The sequence below is a fragment of the Uliginosibacterium sp. sgz301328 genome, from assembly GCF_041807905.1.
GTDB lineage: Bacteria > Pseudomonadota > Gammaproteobacteria > Burkholderiales > Rhodocyclaceae > JBGVSA01.
In genome coordinates, this window is sequence record NZ_JBGVSA010000042.1 from 1 (window position 1) to 21,818 (window position 21,818).

The following is a 21,818-nucleotide window of genomic DNA, read 5'->3' on the forward strand; positions in this document are numbered from 1 at the left end:
AACGTGACGGCCAACGAAGACGGTGGTCTCACAGTCTCGGGCACGGCGGAGCCGGGTAGCACCGTAACGGTGACCTATCCCGACGGTACGACGAGCACGACCACGGCCGATGCCGATGGCAACTACAGCGTGACGACCGACGTGCCGCAGACCACGGGAACGGTGGACGTGACCGCCACTGACGTGGCGGGCAATACCAGCGAGCCGACGGAGGTGAGCTACGAGGACACGGGGGCGCCGGTAGCGCCGGTAGTGAACGTGACGGCCAACGAGGACGGTGGCCTGACGGTATCGGGCACGGCCGAGCCGGGTAGCACGGTGACGGTGACCTACCCGGATGGCAGCACGGGCACGACGACGGCCGATGCCGATGGCAACTACAGCGTGACGACCACCGTGCCGCAGACCAGCGGCGAGGTGACGGCCACGGCCACCGATGCGGCCAACAACATCAGTGAGCCGACGGTACTGGACTACACCGATACGGGCGCCCCGGTGGCGCCGGTGGTGAACGTGACGGCCAACGAAGACGGTGGTCTCACGGTCTCGGGCACGGCGGAACCTGGCAGCACGGTGACGGTGACCTATCCGGACGGTACGACGGGCACGACCACGACGGATGCGGATGGCAACTACAGCGTGACGACCACGGTGCGGCAGACCAGCGGTGAGGTGACGGCGACGGCCACCGATGCGGCCAACAACATCAGTGATCCGGGCGAGGCAACTTATACGGATACGGATGCGCCCTTGGCGCCGGTGGCGAACGTGACGGCCAATGAGGACGGTGGTCTCACGGTCTCAGGTACTGCCGAGCCGGGCAGCACGGTGACGGTGACCTATCCGGATGGCAGTACGGGTACAGCCACGGCGGATGCCGACGGCAACTACAGCGTGACGACCACCGTGCCGCAGACTACGGGCACGGTGACGGCGACGGCCACCGATGCAGCAGAAAACACCAGTGCGCCGACTGGCGTGAGCTACACGGACACGAACGCACCGCTCACACCGGTGGTGCATGTCATGCCTAACGCCGATAACGGTGTAACCGTAAGTGGCACCGCGGAGGCGGGCACCACGGTGACCGTCACCTACCCGGATGGCAGCTCGGTCACGACCACGGCGGACGCGAACGGCAACTACAGCGTAACGACCCACGTGCCGCAAGCAGCGGGCAACGTCAGTGCAACAGCGACGGACGCCGCAGGACACGTCAGCGATCCGGGTACGACGCAGTACGTGACCACGGTGATCAACGCTGACGTCACGACCGATACGACGCCGATTGTGACGGGTACGATCCCGTACGCGCTTACGGCCGATACGCACCTCGAGGTGAAGATCAATGGTGTGACCTACAGTTCGGCCAACGGAGCGGTGGTGGTCGACAAGACGGCCAACACCTGGTACGTGCAGATTCCGGATGGCAGTGCTTTGCCCACCGGGACCTATGACGTCTCGGCCGTCGTGGTCCAGAGTGACGGGTCAATCGCTGTCAAGGACATCGCGTTCAACGAATTGACCGTGGCGCCGACGCCGACGGTTACCTTCGGGGGCGCGGGTTCCGGCAACAACAAGGGCACGGCGCTCACCCTGGGCAGCAATGGGCAGTGGCAGATCTTCTCGAACCAGATCGTGTTCAACGCGAATGCGACGGACAGTGCGTCGCTGGGGACATACTCGACCACGGTTCTGACCGCGTCCACCACCCAAATGGCCGGTGCCAACCAGACGCAGAACGTCACCTTTGCGGACATTGACCGCAACGGCACGATGGACATCATCGGTGAAGACTCGGTGTACCTGGACGGCCAACAAGCCTGGATATTCGACGGCACCACTTACAAGGCTGTGCAGATCGGTCTGTACGAGACCGCCGCTGGAAACACTGCCGCCGGAACGACGAACGACCTGGATGCAAACGTGTATGCGTGGTACGGCGGTGTTGCGATCTACGATGGCAATGGCGACGGCTTGGCCGACATCATCTACGGCGACAACACGCCGAACGATGAAGAAGTGCTTGGCGGGTATGACTCGTCGTTCCTGATCAACACGAACGGTACGGTCACCGGCTTCGTCAAGAACGGTACCTACGTAAACGACGTCACTACAGGGGCGACCAATACCGGTAATGCCACGCCGCAGAAGGAAGTGTCCGGCGTCGATATCAACAACGACGGCACGATCGACATCGTGTATCACGCCGATCTTGGCACGAACAAGGTGGGGGCATCGACTTCCGGCAATGTGTATCGTCTTGTCGTCGCATCGAATGACGGCACCGGCAAGCTGACATCGACGCAGATCGTGACGAACGTGTTCTACGACCAGCAGAACACGACTGCATCGCAGGCGCCGTCGATGACATGGGCGGACTTCAATGGCGACGGGTTCATGGACCTGTTCCTTGGTGCCACGTATGGCGGTACCTATGCCAACAGCACGATCTACTTCAACGACGGGCAGGGACACCTGATGTCGACGAACGTGACGGGCATTGGTACGCCGACCGGCACATACACGATGGGTGACAGCGTGGTAGGCGGCCCGTCGCTGGCGCTCGACTGGAACGGCGACGGCAAGATGGACATCATCGAGGCGCCGCAGTTTGGCGCGACCGGGACGCTGAACCTGTACATGAACAACACGTCGAGCGGCGTGGCGAACTTCTCCACGCTCAAGTTGATGGCCGACGGCACCTTCGGTACTGGCACCGGCAGCACCGTGGGTGGAACTTCCGCCAACGGCAAGGCGATCTCGGGCATGGTGAGCCTCGACCTCGACTGGGACGGCGCGCAGGATCTGCTCGTCTTCACGTCGGGTGGCACCACGACCTACGTTCATAACACGAACACGGTCGCCTATGGCACGAGCCTGCATCTGCGCATCCTTGACCAGAACGGCATCAATGCGTTCTACGGCGCCACGGTCGAGCTGGTGAACTCCGCGGGGGTCGTGGTTGCAACGCAGATCATCAATGCGCAGTCCGGCAACCAGACCAACAACAGCACCGGCATCGTCGATTTCTACGGTCTGGATCCGAACGACACCTACAGCGTTGTACTGCTGCGTAACGTCAATGGAACATCCAGCGACGTGGGCGGCGTTGGCTCCGCAACAAACGGTGTCAATGGGGCGGGTACGCTGAACGTCATCGAAAACGTGAACATGACGTGGTCCGACCTGACGACGGGCGATGCCAACCACGCATACATGCTGATGGCGACAAGCAGTGGCGGTGCGAATGACGTCGACGCCTACTCCGGACGTTCGGGCGGTGGCAGCGACATCACCGGTACGGGCTACAACGACACGTTCTTTGCCCAGACTGGCACCGCCGTCTATGACGGCGCCGGCGGTACATCTGTGGTTTCGGGCGTATCGGCATGGAGCGACACGGGCGGGATGGATATCGTCGACTACCAGCTTGCTGGTTCGACGCCACTCACGATCGACCTGAGCGTAACGACGCCACAGTTCACGGGCTACAACACGGCGACCTTCAAGAACATCGAAGGTATTGCCGGTGGCGCTAGCAGCGATACGTTCACCGATAACGCCGCAGACAACCAGTTCGAAGGCCGTGGCGGAAACGACACCTTCAACCTTGTCCATGGCGGTCACGACACGTTGATGTACCACGTGCTCGATGCGAACGACGCCACCGGCGGCAATGGCAGCGACATCGCCCACAGCTTCAAGGTAGGCGTCTACGAGTGCACGCCCGATGTGGACCGGATCGATATCCACGATCTGCTGGTCGGTTACACGGGTGATGGTGCCGCGAACTATGTGAACGGCACGGCGACCCTTTCGGCAGGCGCTGGCAACCTCTCGGAGTATGTCAGTGTCACGCAGAGTGGCGCCGATACCGTGGTGTCCATCGACCGTGACGGTTCGGGTGGCGACTTCTCGGCGACAACGCTCCTGACGCTGACAGACGTGCATACCGATCTGGCGACACTGTTGGCCAATCACCAGCTCGTCGTGGTTTAAGGTCTCCTGGGGGGGAGGCGGGTGGGGCGCATCTGTCAGGCGCTCCACCCCCTGATGCGTAGAAGAAGTTGGAGGAGGGGCACGGGGCAACCCGTGATTCGAGCGGCCTTGTTGCCGCCCAAAACCCGCATGGCTACCACGCCTTGCGGGTTTTTTTTCGTCCGAGCCCTCTGAAGAATATCTGGATGCGTGGGGGCCGGCTGCCCGTGACGCCGCGCAGCGGCGCCGGCATCTTGCCGGATGTGGCGAGCAATCCGACTTTCCGATGACGATGAGCCCGTACAGGCGCGGCGCACGGCTGCACGTCAAACCAGACGGCAGCATTGAACTGGCGTCCGCCATGCAGGCGCATCAGCGCTGCGTCGGCGTGGGCCGTTGCTTCATTTTTCGAATATGAGGTGGCGGCGCAGCACGCGCCAAGGATAGGCCGATGTGGGTGTGTCGGCCGCATGCGCGAGCCGCGCGTGTGTCGAATCGAGGCGCACGTTGGTTCTGGCGTGCGCCTCGTGCGCCGATTACCAGTTCCAGACCGTACCGTCTTCGAGTCGCGCAATCGGAAGATAAGCCGGCTCATACGGATATCGTGCCGCCAGCTTCTCGTCGAATTCAACCCCCAGGCCCGGCGCATTGCCCGGGTGCATGTATCCGTCTTCGAACGTCCAGTTGTGCGGGAACACTTCCAGCATCTGCTCGGAATAGCCCATGTATTCCTGCACGCCGAAGTTCGGCACCCACAGATCGAAATGGAGCGCGGCGGCCATGCAGACGGGCGAGAGATCCGACGGGCCGTGCGAACCTGTCCGCACCTGGTAGAGCGAGGCGAAGTCCGCAATGCGCCGCATGCCAGTAATGCCGCCAGCGTGGGTGATCGTTGTGCGGATGTAGTCGATGAGTTGCTCTTCGATGAGCTGCTTGCAGTCCCAGATGCTGTTGAAGATCTCCCCGACGGCGACGGGCGTGACCGTGTGCTGGCGGATCAAACGGAAGCACTCCTGGTTCTCCGCCGGAGTCGGGTCTTCCATCCAGAACAGGCGATACGGTTCGACGGCCTTGCCGAAACGTGCGGCCTCAATGGGCGTCAGGCGATGGTGCACGTCGTGCAGGAGATGCTCGTTGTAACCAAAGCGCTCGCGCACGGCAGCAAACAGACTCGGCATGAAGTCGAGGTACTTTTCGGTCGACCACAATTGCTCTTCGGGCCAGTGCCCCTTGGTGGCCGGTTCATAGGCAAGTCCCTTCCCCTTCGACATGCCATAGGTGGTCTTCATTCCGGGCACGCCGCATTGAACGCGGATGGCCTTGAAGCCCATTTCCTGGTGACGCGCGTAGTCCTCCAGTGCGTCTTCGATGGTGTGGCCGGTGGTGTGGCAATACACCATGACGCCGGTGCGCGAAGCTCCGCCCAGGAGTTGGTAGACCGGCATGCCCGCCGCCTTGCCTTTGATGTCCCACAAGGCCATGTCGACCGCCGAGATCGCGGACATGGTGACGGGGCCGCGACGCCAGTAGGCGCCTTTGTAGAGGAACTGCCAGATGTCTTCGATCTGATGTGCGTCGCGCCCGATCAACTGCGGGCAGACGTGGTCGCGCAGATAGGACGCCACCGACAATTCCCGGCCGTTGAGTGTTGCGTCGCCCAGGCCTGTCAGCCCCTCATCGGTGTTGATGCGCAGGGTGACGAAGTTGCGCCCCGGGCAGCTTACAAAGACTTCAGCTCGTGTGATTTTCATGTTCGTTGATCGCTCATCGTTTGAAAGAGGAAGACACAAGCGCCGCAGGTATCGCCACGCGATAGACGGCGCGCCGGCCGCTGGTGTTGGAGGTGAAGTACACCGCGTTGTCCCCGTGGTCGAAGATCGGGTGCGGATGGCTGTCCTGGCAGTCCCAGATCGAGCGGTGCTCGCATAGCGGAATCCATTCGATCTGGCGCGTGCCCCAGTCGACGCGCTGCACGCTGATCCATTCGCCGCCCCAGTTTTCGTTCTCGGGCACGCCGTCCGGGTGGTAATACCCGTCCGATACCAGCCAGTTGTCGTGGAGGTTGCCGGCGGTGAAATGGCCGTAGCGGTGGTAGTCGTCCGGCAGGGCGATCTCCACGGTGCCGCTGCCGTCGGGTGCAACGCGTCCGATATAGGCGCGGCCGTCGGCATATTTGCCGTGATAGATGATGTGACGCCCATCGGCTGTCCACATCTCGTGGCAGGTCCAGTCGGCGCGCGTGCGACCCTCGCCTTCGGTGCGCAGGCGGATGTGTTCCTTGCCATTCCACAGCCACAGGCGGCGGATGCCGCAATCGCCCGGCCATTCGTGGTTGTAGAGAATCACGCCGGCATCGAGCGGGCTGAACTGAACATGCGTGATCCACGCGCGATTGACGCGCTCGCGCGCCACGAGCACGCCGCTCGCCGTGTCATACACATTGAGGTACGAGTTCAGGTTCTCGTCCTGTACCCGCTTGTCGATGTCGTATGTCGGCTTGTCGGCGATGACTTCGTTTTTCTTGCCGTCGCTGCCCACGGTGTAGCCGGGCGCATCGTTGGCGAACTGTTCGGCCTCGAGCGCACGTGCATCCGTGGTGGGTACGCATAGACGCGAGCCGTCGGCACTGACGTGAGTGAAGGCGGTTACCTGGTCCGGCGGCACCTGCGCCAACACGCGCCGGCGGCCCGCCAGGTCCACCTGGACGATGTCGTCGTCCTGGATGTAGTAGATCAAGTTCCGTGCGGAGTCGAAACTCACGCTAGCCTTGCCCAGCCCCCGGCGTTCGTTGCCGTTGAAGTACACATAGGACTTGAGCGTGCCTCGTTCATTGAACGTCAGTTGCCGTTCGTCGCCTTGCGGCAGGGGCTTTACGTAAAGATTCGGGTGCCCCGACCGATCGCTGATGAACACCAGTGCCGCGTCGTCCGACGACAGGCTGGAACTGGTGAAGTACAAAAGCTGGTCGTTGGCGACCGCTCCATCGGTCACCAACGTGGTTGTCTGACTCTGCATGATGATTCCCTGCGGCGACGCCGCACCGGCTCACGATGACCTGGAGCCGGTGCGGACGCGGGTTTTACAGCACCGGATGCCCCGTGATCAGCGAGGGCAGCCAGGTCGAGAAGGCCGGCACGTAAGTGACCACAGCCATGGCGACGAACAGCGCCGTGTAGAACGGCAGGATGGTGCGCATGACCTGCCCCACCGACACGCCCCCGATGGCGCAGCCGATGAACTGCACCGTGCCGACCGGCGGCGTATTCAGGCCCAGCGCGCAGTTGAGCAGCAACACCATGCCGAACTGGACCGGCCCCATGCCCATCTGGATGGCCAGCGGCAGGAACAGCGGCGTGCAGATCAGGATGGTGGCGGCCATGTCCATGAACGTGCCCAGCAGGAACAGGATGATGTTGATCAGCGCGAACATGATGAGCGGATTGTCCGTCGCGCTCAGCAGCAGTTGCGCCGTCAGATCGGGCAGTTCGAGGAAAGCCATCTGCCATTGCAGGATGTTCGACACGCCGATCAGCAACAGCACGATCCCGGTGGTCTTGGCGGCACGCGACGAGGCCATCATCAGCTTCTTCCAGTTCATCGTGCGGTAGGCCACGAAGGTCAGGAAGAGCGAATAGCACACGGCGATGCCGGCCGCTTCGGTGGCCGTCGTGACGCCTCCGATGATGCAGCCCAGGATGATTGCCACCACGAACAGACCGGGCAGCGCCGCGATGAACGAGGTCACGACCGCGCCCCAGCCCGGGAACTTGTCGACCGCCGTCGAACCGTCGGGGCGGCGCGGATAGCCGTTCTTCACGGCCACCCAGTAGGCGGCAAACAGCATGCATATCATCAGGCAGATCACGGGCAGCAGCCCCGCGAACATCAGGTCGCCGATCGAGACGCCACGGATGACGTGGTCGCCGATGACGCCGGCCGCGCCCTGCGCCGCGAAGGCGTAGATGATCATGTTGTGCGAGGTGGGCATGAGCGCACCGCACAGCGCTGCGTGGGTGGTGACGTTGACGGCGTAGTCGGCGCTGTAGCCTTCCTTCTTCATCATCGGGATCATCACGCCGCCCATGGCTGACACGTCGGCGCCGGGCGAACCCGACACGCCGCCGAACAGCGTGCAGGCCATCACGTTGGCCATGCCCAGGCCGCCGCGCCAGTGCCCCACCAGATTGCGCGCGAAAGTCACGATCTTCTCGGCGATGCCACCGTGCAACATGATTTCGCCGGAGAAAATGAAGAACGGAATGGCCAGGAACGAGAACACGTTCATGCCCGAGACCATCGACTGGAACGCGGTGGCCAGCGGCAGGCCTTCGACGAGGAAGGCCAGCAGGCAACTCAGACCGATGGCGAACGCCACCGGCAGACCCAGGATCAAAAAGAGCAGAAAGCTCAGCGAAAGAACGGCTAATACCATGACGGCTCCACTTCCTTACCTTGCACCATGGCGATCAGGTGCTCGATCGAGAACAGGACGATGAGCACCCCCGCGATCACGCAAGGGGTGTAGCGCACCGCTTCCGAGATATTCAGGGTGGGAATGATGCTGTTGTAGACGGCAACTGCCATTTGCAGGCTGCCCAGGAAGAGGGCGATGCCGAAGATGATGCTCAGGATGCCGACGATGATGCCGATCACGAACTGGGCCTTGGCCGGCAGGATCACCACCAGTGAATCCATGCCGATGTGGCCCGCTTCGCGCACGCCGGCGGAGGCGGCGAACATGGCCACGCAGATCACCAGGATCAGTGCCAGTTGTTCGACATAAGCGGGCGCATCGTGAAACACGTATCGCATCACGACGCCGTAGAACACGAGCGCCGTGATGCCGAGCAAGGAGGCGACGGCGATATACATCGCCCAACGCGCGAGCCTCGCGTTCAGGCTGGTCAAAAATTGCATGTACTTCTCCCCTGAACGGACACGGGCCCTGGCAGGCCCGCGTCCGGTCTGGCCACCGGGCGGCGGCCGTCAGATCAACGAACTTCGGTAATCTTGCGAACCAGTTCCTTGGCTTGAGGAGTCGTGGCGAACTTTTCCCACACCGGCTTTTCGAGCGCCACGAAGGCGTCGTGATCGACTTCGTTGAAGGAGACCTTGTTGTCGATCAGGATCTTCTTGGAGGCGGCCGACTTGGCGTCCCACAGCTTCTGGTAGTAATCGACCGAAGCCTTGGCCGCTTCGCGGACGATCTTCTGATCGGCCGGCGTGAGCGTGTCCCAGATCTTCTTCGAGAACACCACCACTTCAGGGATGCGCGTGTGCTGCGTTTCGCTGTAGAAGGGGGCCGCTTCGTAATGGCGAGCCGTTTCGTAGGTCGGGTAGTTGTTTTCCGCGCCTTCGACCAGACCCGTCTTCAGGGCCGTGTAGACCTCCGACGTGGGGATGGGGATCGGCGTGGCGCCCAGCGCCTGGATCATCGCGACGAACAGATCGGACGAGATCACACGGATCTTCATGCCTTTCATGTCCGCCGGCGTGTGCACCGCCTTCTTGGCGTAGACCGAACGGGCGCCGGCGTCATACAGGGCCAGCCCGACGAAACCGGCCTTCTCGAAACTCTTCAGGATCTCGTCGCCAACCGGGCCGCGGATCACTTTCTGGAAGTGCGCGTTGTCGCGGAAGATGAACGGATAGGACGGCACCAGCGTTTCCGGCACCTGACCGTGGAAAGTGCTGATGCTGAAACGCGACATCTCCAGCGTGCCGATCTTCACCTGTTCGGCGACGTCCTTCTCCGACCCCAGCGTGCTGTTGACGAACACCTTCACACCGAGGCGCCCCTGGGTCTTTTCGCTGATGAGTTTGCCCATGTACTCGACCGCCTGGACGGTCGGGTAGTCGCGCGGATGAACGTCCGCAGACCGGAAATCACGCGCCTGGGCTACGCCGACCAGCATGGCTGGCAGCAGGGCGGCAACGACACACAGTTTCTTCATTCCCATTGATGTCTCCTCTTGATGACGGGCTCTGTGCTCACAGGTCGTTGCGAGCAGTTTTGCCCAAACGGAGGCTATTAAAACGTTTCAATTTCTGGCCGGAATAGTAGGGTTATCCGTCATGCAAATGGACTTTTGCGCTATATCAATGTGGCGTGCCGAAATGACGATGGGAAGGCTCGATTGGCACGCAGATTGGGGTGTTGCCGCTTTGAAGTGCCCAGAGGGTCTGTGTTTCCGACGAGAGGCGGCAGTAAGAGAGTTCTCTTCTGCGGGTCAGCGCGCGCGAAAGTACCGTCTGGGTAAATTCCCGTCTGAGCTATTGAAAGGCTTCAATTAAAATCGGACGCGTCCCGGGGCGGCACGCACGCGGCCGGGGTGAGGCGGGGAGGCCGGTCATGGGGTAAAGTGCCGGGACTCCCAGTCCGATGACCCGCTCGAGACGTCCCATGAACAAGCGCCCCGCCACGCTCAAAGATGTTGCCGCCGCCGCCGGCGTGTCGACGTCGACGGTTTCCATGATTCTCAACCGACGGTCCCAGTTCAAACCGGAAGTCGAGGCGCGCGTGCGCGAGGCGATCCTCGCCCTGAACTATCGGCAGAACCCCGGTGCGCGCAGCATGGTCACCGGCTTGTTCGGATCGATCGGCCTGGTGGTGCTGGACATACGCAACCCGCATTTCACCAACGTCGTCCATGGCGCCAGCATCAAGGCCCAGGCCTATGGCTACAACCTGATCGTCGTAGACCTCAAGGAAGACATCTCCCATGCGACGCAGACCGTCGATAACCTCGCGCGCCGCGTCGACGGATTGATCCTCAGCCTGCGCCTGACGGAGGAAGCACGCGACCTGCCGCGCGAACTCGGCAAGCCTGCGGTCCTGTTCGGTCAGACGCTGCAAGGACATTTCCAGGATCTGCAAACGCCGTCGATCCAGATTCGCGGACGCGAAGCCTCGATGCTCCTGGGGCGCCACATTCTCGAAACCGGGCGCCGCCGCATCATGTACGTGGGCTACTCGCGTTCCATCTGGAACGCAGACCGGGTGGGGGCGCTGCGCGAAATCGCGGGCGACGCCGAAGTGATGGAAATGTCCGTCGACACGCAGACCATGGAAGCCGGCGAGGCGATTGCCGCCAGCATCGTGTACGGGCCGCAAAAGGTGGACGCCATCGTCTGCTACAACGACGTCATCGCGATCGGCCTGCTGCATGGACTGTGCGATCTGGGCGTCCGCGTTCCCGAGGACATCAGCATCGCCGGTTTCGACAACATCGCCGTGTCGCGCTACGTCACGCCTTCGCTGACGACGGTGGACATGCGCAGCGAGGACTTGGGCTCACGCTCGCTGGAGCGCCTGCACCTGGCGATCGAATCGAGGGACCCCGGCCCGACCGCGGTGCTGCTGGAGCCTCGCTTGATGGTCCGCGCATCGACGCAGGGAAGTGCCAAATAGTCACGAATCGAAGGGGCACCTCAAAGGGAAACCCAGGCGCCCGAAAATGGAGAAACGCATGACAAGGATTGCTGTACTGCTCGCAAATGGCTTCGAGGACGCCGAAGCATTCATCGTCATCGATGTACTGCGCCGCCTCAAGCTCACCGTCGAAACGCTGGCCTGCCATGACGGGCGCGAAGTCGTGAGCTACTTCAACCAACCCGTTCGCGCCGACGCCCTGCTCGGCGAGCGCGCACACGATCTGTATGACGCCATCGTCTTGCCGGGCGGGCCGCAAGGTGCGCGCAATCTTGGCCAGAGCGCGCAGGTCGTCGAGTTCGTCAAGGCGCACATGGCGGCGGGGCGACTCGTCTGTCCGCTGTGTTCAGCCGGCGCGCACGTCCTGGCCGCCAACGGATTGCTGGCCGGCCGGCGCTACACATGTTCGGGCGAGAACTACACGCTGTACCAGGACGGCACCTACGTGCCCGAGCCCATCGTCGAGGATCGGAACGTACTGAGCGGCATGGGGCTAGGATTTGCGTTCCATTTCGCGCTGACGATCGGAGCGAAATTCGTCGCGCCCGACATCGTCCAGACGCAGGCGCAACACATTTACATCGAGGACTGGACGCCCGATACGGCGACTACCTGAGTCGTCCTGCCCGACAACCTCGCCAAGCGCAGGTCAGCCGCGCGAACATCAGGCTGAAGGGCGGCGGCGAAGCGGGCCGCGAAGGCACCACAGGCCGATGAGCGATGCGGCGGCAAGTCCGGCGCCGGCGAGAAACGTGGCCTGCGGGCCGAGCCGGTCCCACAGCGCGCCGGCGATGACACTTGCCGCGAGCAGGGCAATACCTGTTATCAGGTTGAACATGCCGAATGCGGTGCCTCGCAGTTCTCCGGGGGCGGTCTCCGCCACCAGGGCGGCCAGCAGTCCCTGGGTGAAGCCCATGTGCAATCCCCACAGCGCAACGCCAAGGCAGACGCCCGCGATGCCGCTCGAAGTTGCCAGAACGATATCGGCCAGCACGAGCAGCCCCAGCCCGACGGCCAGGATGGTCATGCGATCCGCCCGGTCGGAGAGAATGCCGACGGGATAGGCGGACAGCGAATAGACCAGACTCATGATGACCAGCACCACGGGCACCCAGGTCATCGACACGCCGACCGACTGCGCGCGCAGGATGAGGAAGGCTTCACTGAAGCGCGCCAGCGTGAACACGGTGGCCACCGCCACGACGCGCCAGTAGGCACTGTCCAGATGGCGCAGTTCGTCCGGATGCAGGGGCATGCGGACCTTGCGCAAAGTGGCGGATCGCGCCGGTTCCGAAACGGCGAACACAATCACGACGACCGACAGAATGGCCGGGATGACGGCGATCCAGAACACGAACTGGAAGTTGCCCGCGGTCAGCCACATGAGGCCGATGGCGAGAAGCGGGCCGGCGAAGGCGCCGATCGTGTCGAGCGACTGACGAAGGCCGAAACCAGCGCCGCGCAAGTGGGGCGGCGTGATGTCGGCCACCAGCGCATCGCGCGGCGCGCCGCGAATGCCCTTGCCGATGCGATCGACGAATCGCGCCGCGAACAACCATTCGATCGACGTGGCAAGTGGAAAGACCGGCTTGGTGAGCGCCGCGAGGCCATAGCCGATGGCGGCCAGCAACTTGCGCCGTCCCAGCCAGTCGCTCAGCGCGCCGGAGAAAATCTTGGTCACCGAAGCGGTTGCCTCGGCAATCCCTTCGAGCACGCCGATCGTGAGGGCGGATGCGCCGAGCACGGTCATCATGTACGCCGGCAGCAAGGCATGGATCATCTCCGACGAGAGGTCCATCAGCAGGCTCACGCAACCGAGTGCCCAGACCCCTTTGGGAATGCCCCGGAACGAATGTCCGGGAGCCGTCGGCGCTGCGGCCGCGGTTTGCCTCCACGTACGGGCCTTCACGACTGTCGCCCCTGTTCGCTCGATACCCGCTGGGCATCGCCGTCCAGTTCTTCGCAACGGGCGCGCCAGGCAGCGGCATCCGCCGCGAGTGGCGCTGCGTAGAAATCGAGCTTCCTGATTCGCTCGAGCGAGCCCTGGCGTTTTTTCAATTCGGCGTCCTCTTCCCCGAGTTCGGCAGGGACCTTATGGGCGACCATCAGTCACGAACTGGGTTTCATGGTTGCCAGTACTGTAACAACAGTCGGCGAGAGAACAATCGCTACGGCTACGAACGGCGGCCCGGCAAACATCACCTCTTTCCCCGCCGGGGTGTCTCGCGGCCGACGCGTCCATGTGCTTCTCCTTTTCTGAGTGGGTCGATGCAACGCGCCAAATCCAGAGTCCTGGATCGACGCCGCCAACAGGACGACAAGCCGGCCGCCCCGAGAGGGGCGCCTGTGTGGCACCCGATTGTTGTGCGCGTGGCCGACGGTCCGTGATCACAGGCTTGGTCGATCAAACCAGCCGATGAGTGGACACCGACTGACGTTGCCTGAGGTAATCGCGTAACCGATAACAAGGAAAGAAATCACAGGCAATTTATGGTGATCGGAGTTAATCGTTTACTTTGATCGGTGCGCAATGCATGATCGCCGCACGGCAAAGCCCTTTCGAGCGTGCCGACAACAACGAGATCCGGCGCGGCAGGCCTTTGGGCCGTGCGCCAGGCATCCACTCAAATGGAGGAGTCAAATGCGGTTTATGAATACCGGCGCGGTGCCCGTGCGCGCGCGTCACTCTGGCCTGGTGTTGGCTTTGCTGGCGGCGGCGGTGCTGAGCGCCTGCGGTGGGGATGACAATTCCACGCCGACAGCGTCCGGCACCTCTTCGTCGGTCTCTTCGTCCGCCAGCTCCAGCTCCAAGTCCAGCACATCCAGCACGTCCAGTAGCGCTTCGAGTGCATCGAGCAGTTCGGCGTCGAGCGTGTCGAGCAGCGCAGATTCCAGTGCAGCGAGCAGTTCGGCCTCATCGTCTTCGGCCGCCGCGGCGCTATTCGCCAGCGCCGATCTGGATGGCAGCGGCTGGTTCTGGTTCAGCTCCGACGCCTCGGCACTCAAGTACCTCATCGGTGCCACGCTGTCGTCCGGCACCAAGTACAACCTCGACGCAGCACAGGCCGCTACGGGTGCGCAGTTCATCATGGTTTCGAACGGTTCCGGCGGAGTAGGTACCGGCTACGGCACCTACGATTCGACCGGACAGGCCACGAACAGCGGCATTTCCTCCTCGACGCATACCGGTTCGATCGCGCTGATCAAGGCGACCAACCTCGGTGCCATGGATGGCGGGGCCGCGATCTTCAAGCTGCCCAGCGTAAGCGGCTTCCAGTTCGACGTCGCGGGGGTCGGATCGATGTGTTATTCGGTCGACGTGTCGACCGACAACGGCAGCACGTGGACGAACAAGTACGGCGTCACGGCCACCGGCACCTGCGGCGGGACCAACGCCGTGCATGCCAAGGGTGACTGGATCGACGACGTCTCCAGCAATGTCGGCACGATCAGCTCGCCCGTGTGGGTCCGCATTCTCAATAAGGCCAGTGGGTCGCTGCACGTGCACGGTGTCAAGATCACGCCGTGACCTTGGCGAGGACGGCGGGGGCGCTTCAATCGCGATCCGTCGTTGTCAGGCACAAGAGCCCCGGCATGTCCGGGGCTTTTTTTCGTCGGCCATAAATCGTTCGTTGCAGTCGCCCGCGTCACTGCAGATGAGCACGAGTGCCATCGCGCCACGGTTTCGACGGCATGGCCGCCAGCGTGGCGATCGAGTTGGTGCCCAGCTTCTTGAGCGCAGACACCTTGTAATGGCTCACCGTCTTTTCGCTGATTTGTAGCTGGGATGCCAGTTGCCGGTTGTTCTGGCCTGCCAGCAGGCCTTCCAGCACCTGGGTCTCACGCGCCGACAGGGGAAGTTGCCGTTCAGTCGCCCATTGGGGCAGGCAGGTGAAGCCGTTGGCAACCAGATTCATCGTCGTGCGGATGGTCGGGATGTCGGCGACCTTGTTGAGGAAACCCTTGGCGCCCGAGTTGGCGATTGCCGTCGTGCTGACCGGCCGGATCGCGCCCGTCAATACCAGCACGTTCGGCTGCCAGGGCATCTGCACGATCTTGCGGATGAATTCGAGGCCCGGCATGTCGGGCAGTTCGTAGTCGACCACCACCAGATCGGGATGACATTCGGCCGCGATCTGCAAGGCGGTCTCTGCATTCTGCGCAACCCCCACGCATTCCAGCGAGCTTTCTTCGTCGATGGTCATCTTCAGGCCGAGCAGGATCATGGGTTGCGGGTCGACCAACAACACCTTGCGCTTGCGGCTGGCCGCGTTGCCGAGAAAGTCATTCAGCGAATGGTGTTGCATTTGGGGGCTCCTGGAATCTGATGACGCGTTGCGTCGGTGATGAGACTTTCCCAGTCGAGCCGGACCCAGTACATCGGACAAGTAGCAAAGACCTTTCTTATGCTCGCCCTGTGACACGCCGCCACAATCCTGGGGGCGATGGCGACAATTCTGGTCTGCTGCAGGATGTGCCCGTCAGGCAGGGCGCCATGCCGCCTGCAGATCTTCTGGATGCTGTCCGTGCGACCCAGTGGCTTTTCCGTGAAGTCCTAGGGAATCGTCTGTCAGGCAGGTGTGCATGAACGTAGGTTTTGTGTACGCTCTATCGCAGGTGCATGAGAAAAGTAGCAATCCGACAATGCCGGCATGTCGCGAGAACTGTCTCAAGAATGTACCTCCTGCCTTGCGGCGTCTCTGTGTCCGCTGCGCAGGGGAGGCGGACAGGCCGTGGCTCCGACTTCCGACTCGCGACTTTCATCGTGCGCCCTCGATTCCAGGCTGAGACTCGGTCTCGCACGTGAAGGGAGTGCCATGGACGTTGCTCGCACGACAGCGCATTCGTCGCCGGAAGTCGTCGCCCCGCGGCTGCTCCGGACCTTTGTCATCGGGCTCGTGGCATGCGTCGTTGCCGTATTCGGCGCGTACCTCTGGCTGCTCACTTCATCGGTGGTGCAGTCGCAGATCGCGCAGCGCATGGCCGACGTCAGCCGCGTGCTGGACATCGGCAGGCGTGTATACGAGTACGCCGACAAGGTTGCCGCCTACGCCGCCGCTGACACGTCCACGCCGTTGGCGGCGCCACCGCACGGCGGCGCCGGTCCCCGGCTGGACGTGCCTCAGTCCGTCACGACACATCGTTTCGTCTATCTGATGCCATCGGGCGCGTCGGTCACGCCCGCCCAGCTCATGCTCGGCTGGCGTATCGCGGGCCTGGATGCGATCGTCTGGCCGCAGCGGCCGGCCATCCTGACGACCATCTACATGAACAACGATCGCTCTTTTGCGGTCGTCATTCCGGGCGCGGACGGCTCGGCGCCGGCGCTGAGCTTCGAAGCGGTCCGCGCGCTCTACGACGATGTCGTCGAGACGATCAAGAACACGCCGCCGCAGCAAGGGCTCTCATTCACGCGGCCGCGGGCGGGCGAGGCGAACAGCGACATCTGGTACGTACCCCGGGCGGTGCTGGGCGAGGCTACGGCAGGCCTGGTGATCGTCGCCGTTTCGAGCCGGCAGATATGGGCCGAGGCAAGAATGCCGCCGGAGCGAATCGACTACTTCTCGGTCTATGCCGCCGATGGTCGGCCGATGGTGGTTGGGCAGGCGGTGCAGGGGCTCAAACCCCGGTTCGACGACCCGGAGCGGGCGACCGCTTATCGCTTCGAGCGAGGCATGCTCGTCATCAGTCACCGCACGGAGACGAACGCCTTCAACGTCGTGGTGGCGATCCCGCTCGCCGAGTTGCTCGCACCGTACGCGTGGCGGATTTCGCTGTCGATACTGGCAATGATGTGCGCGCTGGCCAGCATCTTCTGGCTCCGCCGTCGCATGACGCGCGACGTGCTCCTGCCCTCGGCCATGCGCGTGCGCCAGTTGCAGGACAGCGAAGAATTCGTCAAAGAGATGGTGCGCGCCGCACCTGCCGGGCTGGCCGTATTCCGCAGCGCCGACATGGCCGCCATCCTCACGAATGCCCGCGCCCAGAGCATCCTCGATCGTCCGGTCGCCGACGTCCCGGGCTCGCCGCTTCTGCGCGAGATGCTTACCCGTTGCGACGGCAAACCGTTCCCCCAGGAGTTGCGCATCACGCTGCCGCAGGGCGAAACCTGCGACCTGCTCATCAACGCCACGACCACCCGTTACCGTGGGGCGGAGGCCCTGTTGCTGGCGTTCACCGACATCACGCAGAAAAAGAAAGCCGAGGCGGCCATGGCGGCGGCTTCGGCTGCCGCGGACGAGGCGCGCAAGGTGGCCGAACACGCCCGCCAGGCGGCGGACCTCGCAAACGCGGCCAAGTCGAGCTTCCTGTCGACCGTGACGCATGAGATCCGCACGCCACTGCACGGCATGCTCGGCACGCTGGAACTGATGTCCCGCCATGAATTGCCCGCCGCTCAGGCAAAGAGACTGGCGGGCGCACAGATGTCGGCCCGCGCCTTGTTTGCCGTCGTCAATGACGTGCTCGACTTTTCGCGCATCGAGGCGGGCGAACTCGCGCTCGACCTCGCACCGTTCGATCCGGTCGAACTGGTTGAAGACGTGGTCGGCAGCTACGCGTCGCTCGCGCACAAAAAGGGCATCGCGCTGCAATCCAGCCTGCAGGCCGATCTCGATGTCCGGCTGGTGGGGGATGCCACGCGCATACGGCAGATCGTCGGCAATCTCGTCGGCAACGCCATCAAGTTCACGCCGGCGGGCCGCGTCTTCGTACGGCTGGGCATCGTGCTCTATGAGGCGGATGAAGGCGGTCGTCAGCGCGCCGCACTCGAAATCCAGGTGGCCGATTCCGGCGTCGGCATCGCGCCGGAGGACCAGGCACGCATCTTCAACGCTTTCGAGCAGGTGCCCACGCGCGACGGCGTGGGGCAGGGCACCGGGCTGGGGCTCGCCATCTGCAAGCGGCTGGCGGCCCTCATGGACGGCGAGCTCTATGTCGCCAGCACGCCGGGATTGGGCAGCAGCTTTACGCTAGGGGTCGAATTGCCGGTCGACGCGCAGGCCAGACCGCAGGACACCCTCGCCGGCGTCGTGCTCGTGCTGCGCGCCAGCGTGGCGGACGTGGCGCGCAACCTCGAATCGATGCTGGCAGCGCGGGGCGCGCTGGTGGCGAGGGAAGGCGACCCGTTGCCGCCGGGCGTCCTGGCCGACGCGTGCGTGTTGTTGATCAGCGACGACGACGAGGCCCGCCCCGCCGATCACGCATACCGTGCGGTCGTCCAGTTGAGCGGCGCGCCCTTGTTTGCCGATCCGCCGCCGCGTCACTTCGAGGCCGACCCGCACAGCCATGCGTCCATCATCGACGCGATCCTGCGCGCCTTGGGCAAAGCCGGGGCAACAAAGGCGGTGGCGGTCGATGAAGCCGGTGCGCTCGGGCTCGATGTCGTGGTGGTGGATGACGTGGCGGTCAATCGTGAGTTGCTGGCCGAACAACTCGACTACCTCGGCTGCACGGCGATCCTGTTCAAGGACGGTGAATCGCTCCTGCAGCAACAGGGCAACATCGCGTGGGACCTCGCCATCATCGACGTCAATCTGCCCGGCATCGACGGATACCGACTCGCCCGCGCGTTGCGCGAGCGTGGCGCCGAACAACCGATTCTCGCGCTGTCGGCGACCGCCGTTGCCACCGAGGCCAGGCGCGCCGCGGACGCGGGCATGCAAGGCTACCTCGTCAAACCGCTCAGCCTCGGACAACTACGCGCCGCGCTTGCCGGCTGGCAGCGTGCATCGCCACGGCCGCGCTTCGACAAGCCGCTCCCCGATCCAGCCAGTTGGCGCAGCGTGTTCTTCGAATCCGCCGCCGTCGATTGGCGCGCGCTGCTCACCGCTTATGGCGCAGGCGATCTTCGCCGTGTCGCCGACCTGAGCCATCGCCTCAAGGGCGGCTTCGGCGTCGTGTCGATGCCCGAACAGTCGGCCACCTTCGACGAGATCGAACGCGCCGCGCAGGATGAAGATGCCGCGCGCCTTCACAGCCTGATCACCCGGCAGCGCCAGGCCCTGTCAAGAATGCTGGAGTCGCAACCATGATCCGCATCGTCATCGCCGACGATCACCCCATCATCCTGTCGGGGCTCGTCGCCGTGCTGTCGCAAGAGATGGGCATCGAAGTCTGCGGTCAGGCCGGCAGCGTGCCGGGCCTGTTCGCGCTCATCGACCGGCACCGGCCGGATGTCATCGTCACCGACTACCAGATGCCGCAGGACCAGGGCGCGGACGGTGCCGACCTGCTAAACGCGCTGGCCAGCCGATACCCCAACGTGCCGGTGGTGGTGCTCACGGTGCTTACCAATCCGCTGGTGTACCGGCTCATGCGCAAGCTCGGCGCGCGTGGCGTGCTGGTAAAAAGCGGCGACCATCGCGACGTCGCCCGCGCCATCCGTGCCGTGTCCGAGGGCAAGGAATTTCTCGGGCCAGACGTCGCAGACGCACTCCGCACCAACGCGGAGGCAGGCATCAACTACGGCAGTGGCCTGTCGCCGCGTGAAACCGAAGTCATACGCCTGTTCGCCAACGGATTCACCGTCAATGAGATAGCAGCCCAGCTCAATCGCAGCAAGCAGACCATCAGCCATCAGAAGCACTCGGCAATGGGCAAGATCGGCGTGCACAACGACAAGGAACTCATTGAATACGCCATCAGAACTGGCCTGGCCTGATCTGCGCGTGTCTGCGAATCCGGTCAGGCGTTCTGTAGGAAAAGCCCCTTTCCTGCACATTTATCGTTAAACGCTTTCCTTTACCCGAGGCGCGTTCTCCCCGCGGCTCGCCCGCATTGCCCCGCAGGGACGATCAGATTCTCCAAAACGTCCTTCCCACCTGGGTTTTGGCGTCCCTTCAAGCGCTTTCGCATCACCCCGAAACAATCTGAAACAAGCCGCCGAAAACGCCGTTTTCCGCGCCCGATTTGTGTCCATCTGAAAATGATTACGTCATATTAATTGACTCACATCAAGTTGCCGGATTTTTGCAACAGTCCTTACCGGCGCTGCAGATAGCCCGCCGTCACGAATCATCCGCTCCGCAATAGTTTGACTTGAGCCGTCTCCATAACCTCACGCCCATTCGCTGCTGGCAATGGTGCTCAAGACAGGTTCGCCACCTCGCCCGCAACGCCGAGAGACAACCTGTACGAGTTGAGGAAACTGAAAATGAACAAGTCATATCGCGTCATCTGGAACGACGTCACCCAAACATGGATGGCGGTGTCGGAAATCGCAAAGGGCCGCGGCAAGCGCAGCGCTCGCAAGGTGGTGATGGTTGCCAGCACGTTGGCGGCGCTGATTGGGGCGATGGGGGAGGCTGAGGCGTATTCCGCTGGCGTCGGGGCCAGCGATAACGGTCAAAACCAAAATACGGCGGTTGGTGATGCAGCTGTTGCTAGCGGTGTCTCTGGAAGTGTCGCGATCGGTGTATGGGCAACGGCCCAGGGACAAAATGCCACTGCTGTCGGCGAAAGGGCAAAGGCTGCGGCGGAAGGGGCTGTAGTCGTTGGCGCGGCCGGATCAACTGCGGCCGCATCGCCCTATTCAGTCAACATTGGGTACACAACCTTCCTAAGTGGAACCTCGCCAAATTCTGTACTTATCGGCGCTAATGCCCTTGGCAATAACACTAGTGGTGGCGTTGGACTTGGGGCGTACACCTCTATCACGGGAACGAATGTCCTTGCCTTAGGGTATGGCAGTTCCGCGACCGTCTCTAACGCCGTGGCCCTTGGCGCAAACAGTATTGCAAATTCAACCAATTTGGCGACGGCCGGTTACAACCCAGGCACTGCTAGTCTGGTCGCCCCATCCGGCGCTGGCGGTGAAGTCTCGATCGGCAGCACGGGCGCCGAACGCCGCATCACCAACGTCGCCGCCGGTCTGTCCGGTTCCGACGCGGTCAACGTCAGCCAACTGCAATCGCTCGCAGGGGTCGTCAACCAAGGCTGGAACGTGCAAGCCAACAGCGGCACGGCCGACAAAATCGCCATGGGCGAGACGGTCAGCTTCATGAATGGGACCAACACATCCGTGGCCTACAACGCTGGCACCAACCAGATGACGGTGAGCGTGGTCGACAACCCGACCTTTGCCGGCATGGTCACCGCCAATGGTGGTCTGACGGTGGGCGCGGGCCAGACTGTCAATATGGGTGGCAACCAGGTGCATAACGTGGCGGCCGGTACGGCCAACACCGACGCGGTGAACCTCAGCCAGCTCAATAGCGCCACGACGCATTACTACAGCGTCAAGAGCACCAACACGTCAGCGGGCAGCAACTACAACAACGACGGCGCCACGGGCACCAACGCACTGGCCGCTGGCGTAGGGGCTTCGGCCGCCGGCGTTAACTCGTCCGCCATTGGCATGGGGGCCGTCGCTTCCAGCGACAACACGATTGCGCAAGGTCTTTCG

At 63.0% G+C, this 21,818-nt stretch carries 15 protein-coding genes and 2 pseudogenes; 8 read left to right on the top strand and 9 right to left on the bottom strand.

The window, feature by feature from the left end; all coding sequences use genetic code 11:
* Nucleotides 1-4,002 (top strand): Ig-like domain-containing protein (locus tag ACDA63_RS19150; RefSeq protein WP_373664901.1); only part of this gene is annotated, 4,002 nt, incomplete at its 5' end.
* Between the two features lie 515 nt (nucleotides 4,003-4,517).
* On the opposite strand, the gene manD is transcribed toward ACDA63_RS19150, so the two are convergent.
* The 5 genes from manD to ACDA63_RS19175 form a co-directional block, all read right to left on the bottom strand.
* A complete protein-coding gene (manD, locus tag ACDA63_RS19155; protein ID WP_373664902.1) occupies nucleotides 4,518-5,732 on the bottom strand; it encodes a D-mannonate dehydratase ManD in 1,215 nt (404 codons plus the stop codon).
* A gap of 13 nt (nucleotides 5,733-5,745) precedes the next feature.
* Nucleotides 5,746-6,996: an oligogalacturonate lyase family protein gene (locus ACDA63_RS19160; protein WP_373664903.1), complete on the bottom strand. Its 1,251-nt coding sequence runs from the start codon at nucleotides 6,994-6,996 to the stop codon at nucleotides 5,746-5,748.
* Between the two features lie 64 nt (nucleotides 6,997-7,060).
* The gene (locus tag ACDA63_RS19165; RefSeq protein ID WP_373664904.1) at nucleotides 7,061-8,413 is read right to left on the bottom strand and encodes a TRAP transporter large permease; all 1,353 of its coding nucleotides are present in this window, start codon (nucleotides 8,411-8,413) and stop codon (nucleotides 7,061-7,063) included.
* Nucleotides 8,404-8,898: a TRAP transporter small permease gene (locus ACDA63_RS19170; protein ID WP_373664905.1), complete on the bottom strand. Its 495-nt coding sequence runs from the start codon at nucleotides 8,896-8,898 to the stop codon at nucleotides 8,404-8,406. The genes ACDA63_RS19165 and ACDA63_RS19170 overlap by 10 nt, the downstream gene beginning before the upstream one ends.
* A gap of 74 nt (nucleotides 8,899-8,972) precedes the next feature.
* Entirely contained in the window at nucleotides 8,973-9,935 is a 963-nt protein-coding gene (locus ACDA63_RS19175) for a TRAP transporter substrate-binding protein (protein ID WP_373664906.1), read from the bottom strand.
* 449 nt (nucleotides 9,936-10,384) lie between these two features.
* On the opposite strand from ACDA63_RS19175, the gene ACDA63_RS19180 reads away from it, so the two are divergent.
* Together ACDA63_RS19180 and ACDA63_RS19185 are read left to right on the top strand one after the other, a co-directional pair.
* A complete protein-coding gene (locus tag ACDA63_RS19180; protein WP_373664907.1) occupies nucleotides 10,385-11,392 on the top strand; it encodes a LacI family DNA-binding transcriptional regulator in 1,008 nt (335 codons plus the stop codon).
* Between the two features lie 58 nt (nucleotides 11,393-11,450).
* The gene (locus tag ACDA63_RS19185; protein ID WP_373664909.1) at nucleotides 11,451-12,029 is read left to right on the top strand and encodes a DJ-1/PfpI family protein; all 579 of its coding nucleotides are present in this window, start codon (nucleotides 11,451-11,453) and stop codon (nucleotides 12,027-12,029) included.
* Between the two features lie 48 nt (nucleotides 12,030-12,077).
* On the opposite strand, the gene ACDA63_RS19190 is transcribed toward ACDA63_RS19185, so the two are convergent.
* The 3 genes from ACDA63_RS19190 to ACDA63_RS19200 form a co-directional block, all read right to left on the bottom strand.
* A complete protein-coding gene (locus ACDA63_RS19190; protein WP_373664910.1) occupies nucleotides 12,078-13,223 on the bottom strand; it encodes an MFS transporter in 1,146 nt (381 codons plus the stop codon).
* Between the two features lie 95 nt (nucleotides 13,224-13,318).
* Nucleotides 13,319-13,471: a hypothetical protein gene (locus ACDA63_RS19195; RefSeq protein ID WP_373664911.1), complete on the bottom strand. Its 153-nt coding sequence runs from the start codon at nucleotides 13,469-13,471 to the stop codon at nucleotides 13,319-13,321.
* Between the two features lie 624 nt (nucleotides 13,472-14,095).
* Nucleotides 14,096-14,428 (bottom strand): hypothetical protein, encoded by a 333-nt coding sequence (locus tag ACDA63_RS19200; RefSeq protein WP_373664912.1) that lies wholly within the window; start codon nucleotides 14,426-14,428, stop codon nucleotides 14,096-14,098.
* 73 nt (nucleotides 14,429-14,501) lie between these two features.
* On the opposite strand from ACDA63_RS19200, the gene ACDA63_RS19205 reads away from it, so the two are divergent.
* The gene (locus ACDA63_RS19205; RefSeq protein ID WP_373664913.1) at nucleotides 14,502-14,942 is read left to right on the top strand and encodes a hypothetical protein; all 441 of its coding nucleotides are present in this window, start codon (nucleotides 14,502-14,504) and stop codon (nucleotides 14,940-14,942) included.
* Nucleotides 14,943-15,060: 118 nt separating this feature from the next.
* Here ACDA63_RS19205 and ACDA63_RS19210 read toward each other — a convergent pair whose 3' ends face one another.
* Complete coding sequence (locus tag ACDA63_RS19210) at nucleotides 15,061-15,720, bottom strand: response regulator (protein WP_373664914.1); 660 nt, start codon at nucleotides 15,718-15,720, stop codon at nucleotides 15,061-15,063.
* A 510-nt stretch (nucleotides 15,721-16,230) separates the two neighbouring features.
* Between ACDA63_RS19210 and ACDA63_RS19215 the strand changes: the two genes are divergently transcribed.
* The 4 genes and pseudogenes from ACDA63_RS19215 to ACDA63_RS19230 all read left to right on the top strand — a co-directional run.
* Nucleotides 16,231-19,446, top strand: coding sequence for an ATP-binding protein (locus tag ACDA63_RS19215; RefSeq protein WP_373664915.1), 3,216 nt, complete (start codon nucleotides 16,231-16,233; stop codon nucleotides 19,444-19,446).
* A complete protein-coding gene (locus tag ACDA63_RS19220) occupies nucleotides 19,443-20,075 on the top strand; it encodes a response regulator (protein WP_373664916.1) in 633 nt (210 codons plus the stop codon). The genes ACDA63_RS19215 and ACDA63_RS19220 overlap by 4 nt, the downstream gene beginning before the upstream one ends.
* A 492-nt stretch (nucleotides 20,076-20,567) precedes the next feature.
* Nucleotides 20,568-21,134 (top strand): annotated as a pseudogene (locus tag ACDA63_RS19225) (ESPR-type extended signal peptide-containing protein); the annotation flags it as partial.
* 30 nt (nucleotides 21,135-21,164) lie between these two features.
* Nucleotides 21,165-21,818 (top strand): annotated as a pseudogene (locus ACDA63_RS19230) (hypothetical protein); the annotation flags it as partial.

Coding starts and splice junctions, on each gene's coding strand:
- ACDA63_RS19215 (WP_373664915.1), top strand. CDS start 16,231: ATGGACGTTGCTCGCACGACAGCGCATTCGTCGCCGGAAGTCGTCGCC.
- ACDA63_RS19210 (WP_373664914.1), bottom strand. CDS start 15,720: ATGCAACACCATTCGCTGAATGACTTTCTCGGCAACGCGGCCAGCCGC.
- ACDA63_RS19170 (WP_373664905.1), bottom strand. CDS start 8,898: ATGCAATTTTTGACCAGCCTGAACGCGAGGCTCGCGCGTTGGGCGATG.
- ACDA63_RS19175 (WP_373664906.1), bottom strand. CDS start 9,935: ATGAAGAAACTGTGTGTCGTTGCCGCCCTGCTGCCAGCCATGCTGGTC.
- ACDA63_RS19200 (WP_373664912.1), bottom strand. CDS start 14,428: ATGAGGTACTTGAGTGCCGAGGCGTCGGAGCTGAACCAGAACCAGCCG.
- ACDA63_RS19180 (WP_373664907.1), top strand. CDS start 10,385: ATGAACAAGCGCCCCGCCACGCTCAAAGATGTTGCCGCCGCCGCCGGC.
- ACDA63_RS19165 (WP_373664904.1), bottom strand. CDS start 8,413: ATGGTATTAGCCGTTCTTTCGCTGAGCTTTCTGCTCTTTTTGATCCTG.
- ACDA63_RS19185 (WP_373664909.1), top strand. CDS start 11,451: ATGACAAGGATTGCTGTACTGCTCGCAAATGGCTTCGAGGACGCCGAA.
- ACDA63_RS19205 (WP_373664913.1), top strand. CDS start 14,502: ATGGTTTCGAACGGTTCCGGCGGAGTAGGTACCGGCTACGGCACCTAC.
- manD (WP_373664902.1), bottom strand. CDS start 5,732: ATGAAAATCACACGAGCTGAAGTCTTTGTAAGCTGCCCGGGGCGCAAC.
- ACDA63_RS19220 (WP_373664916.1), top strand. CDS start 19,443: ATGATCCGCATCGTCATCGCCGACGATCACCCCATCATCCTGTCGGGG.
- ACDA63_RS19160 (WP_373664903.1), bottom strand. CDS start 6,996: ATGCAGAGTCAGACAACCACGTTGGTGACCGATGGAGCGGTCGCCAAC.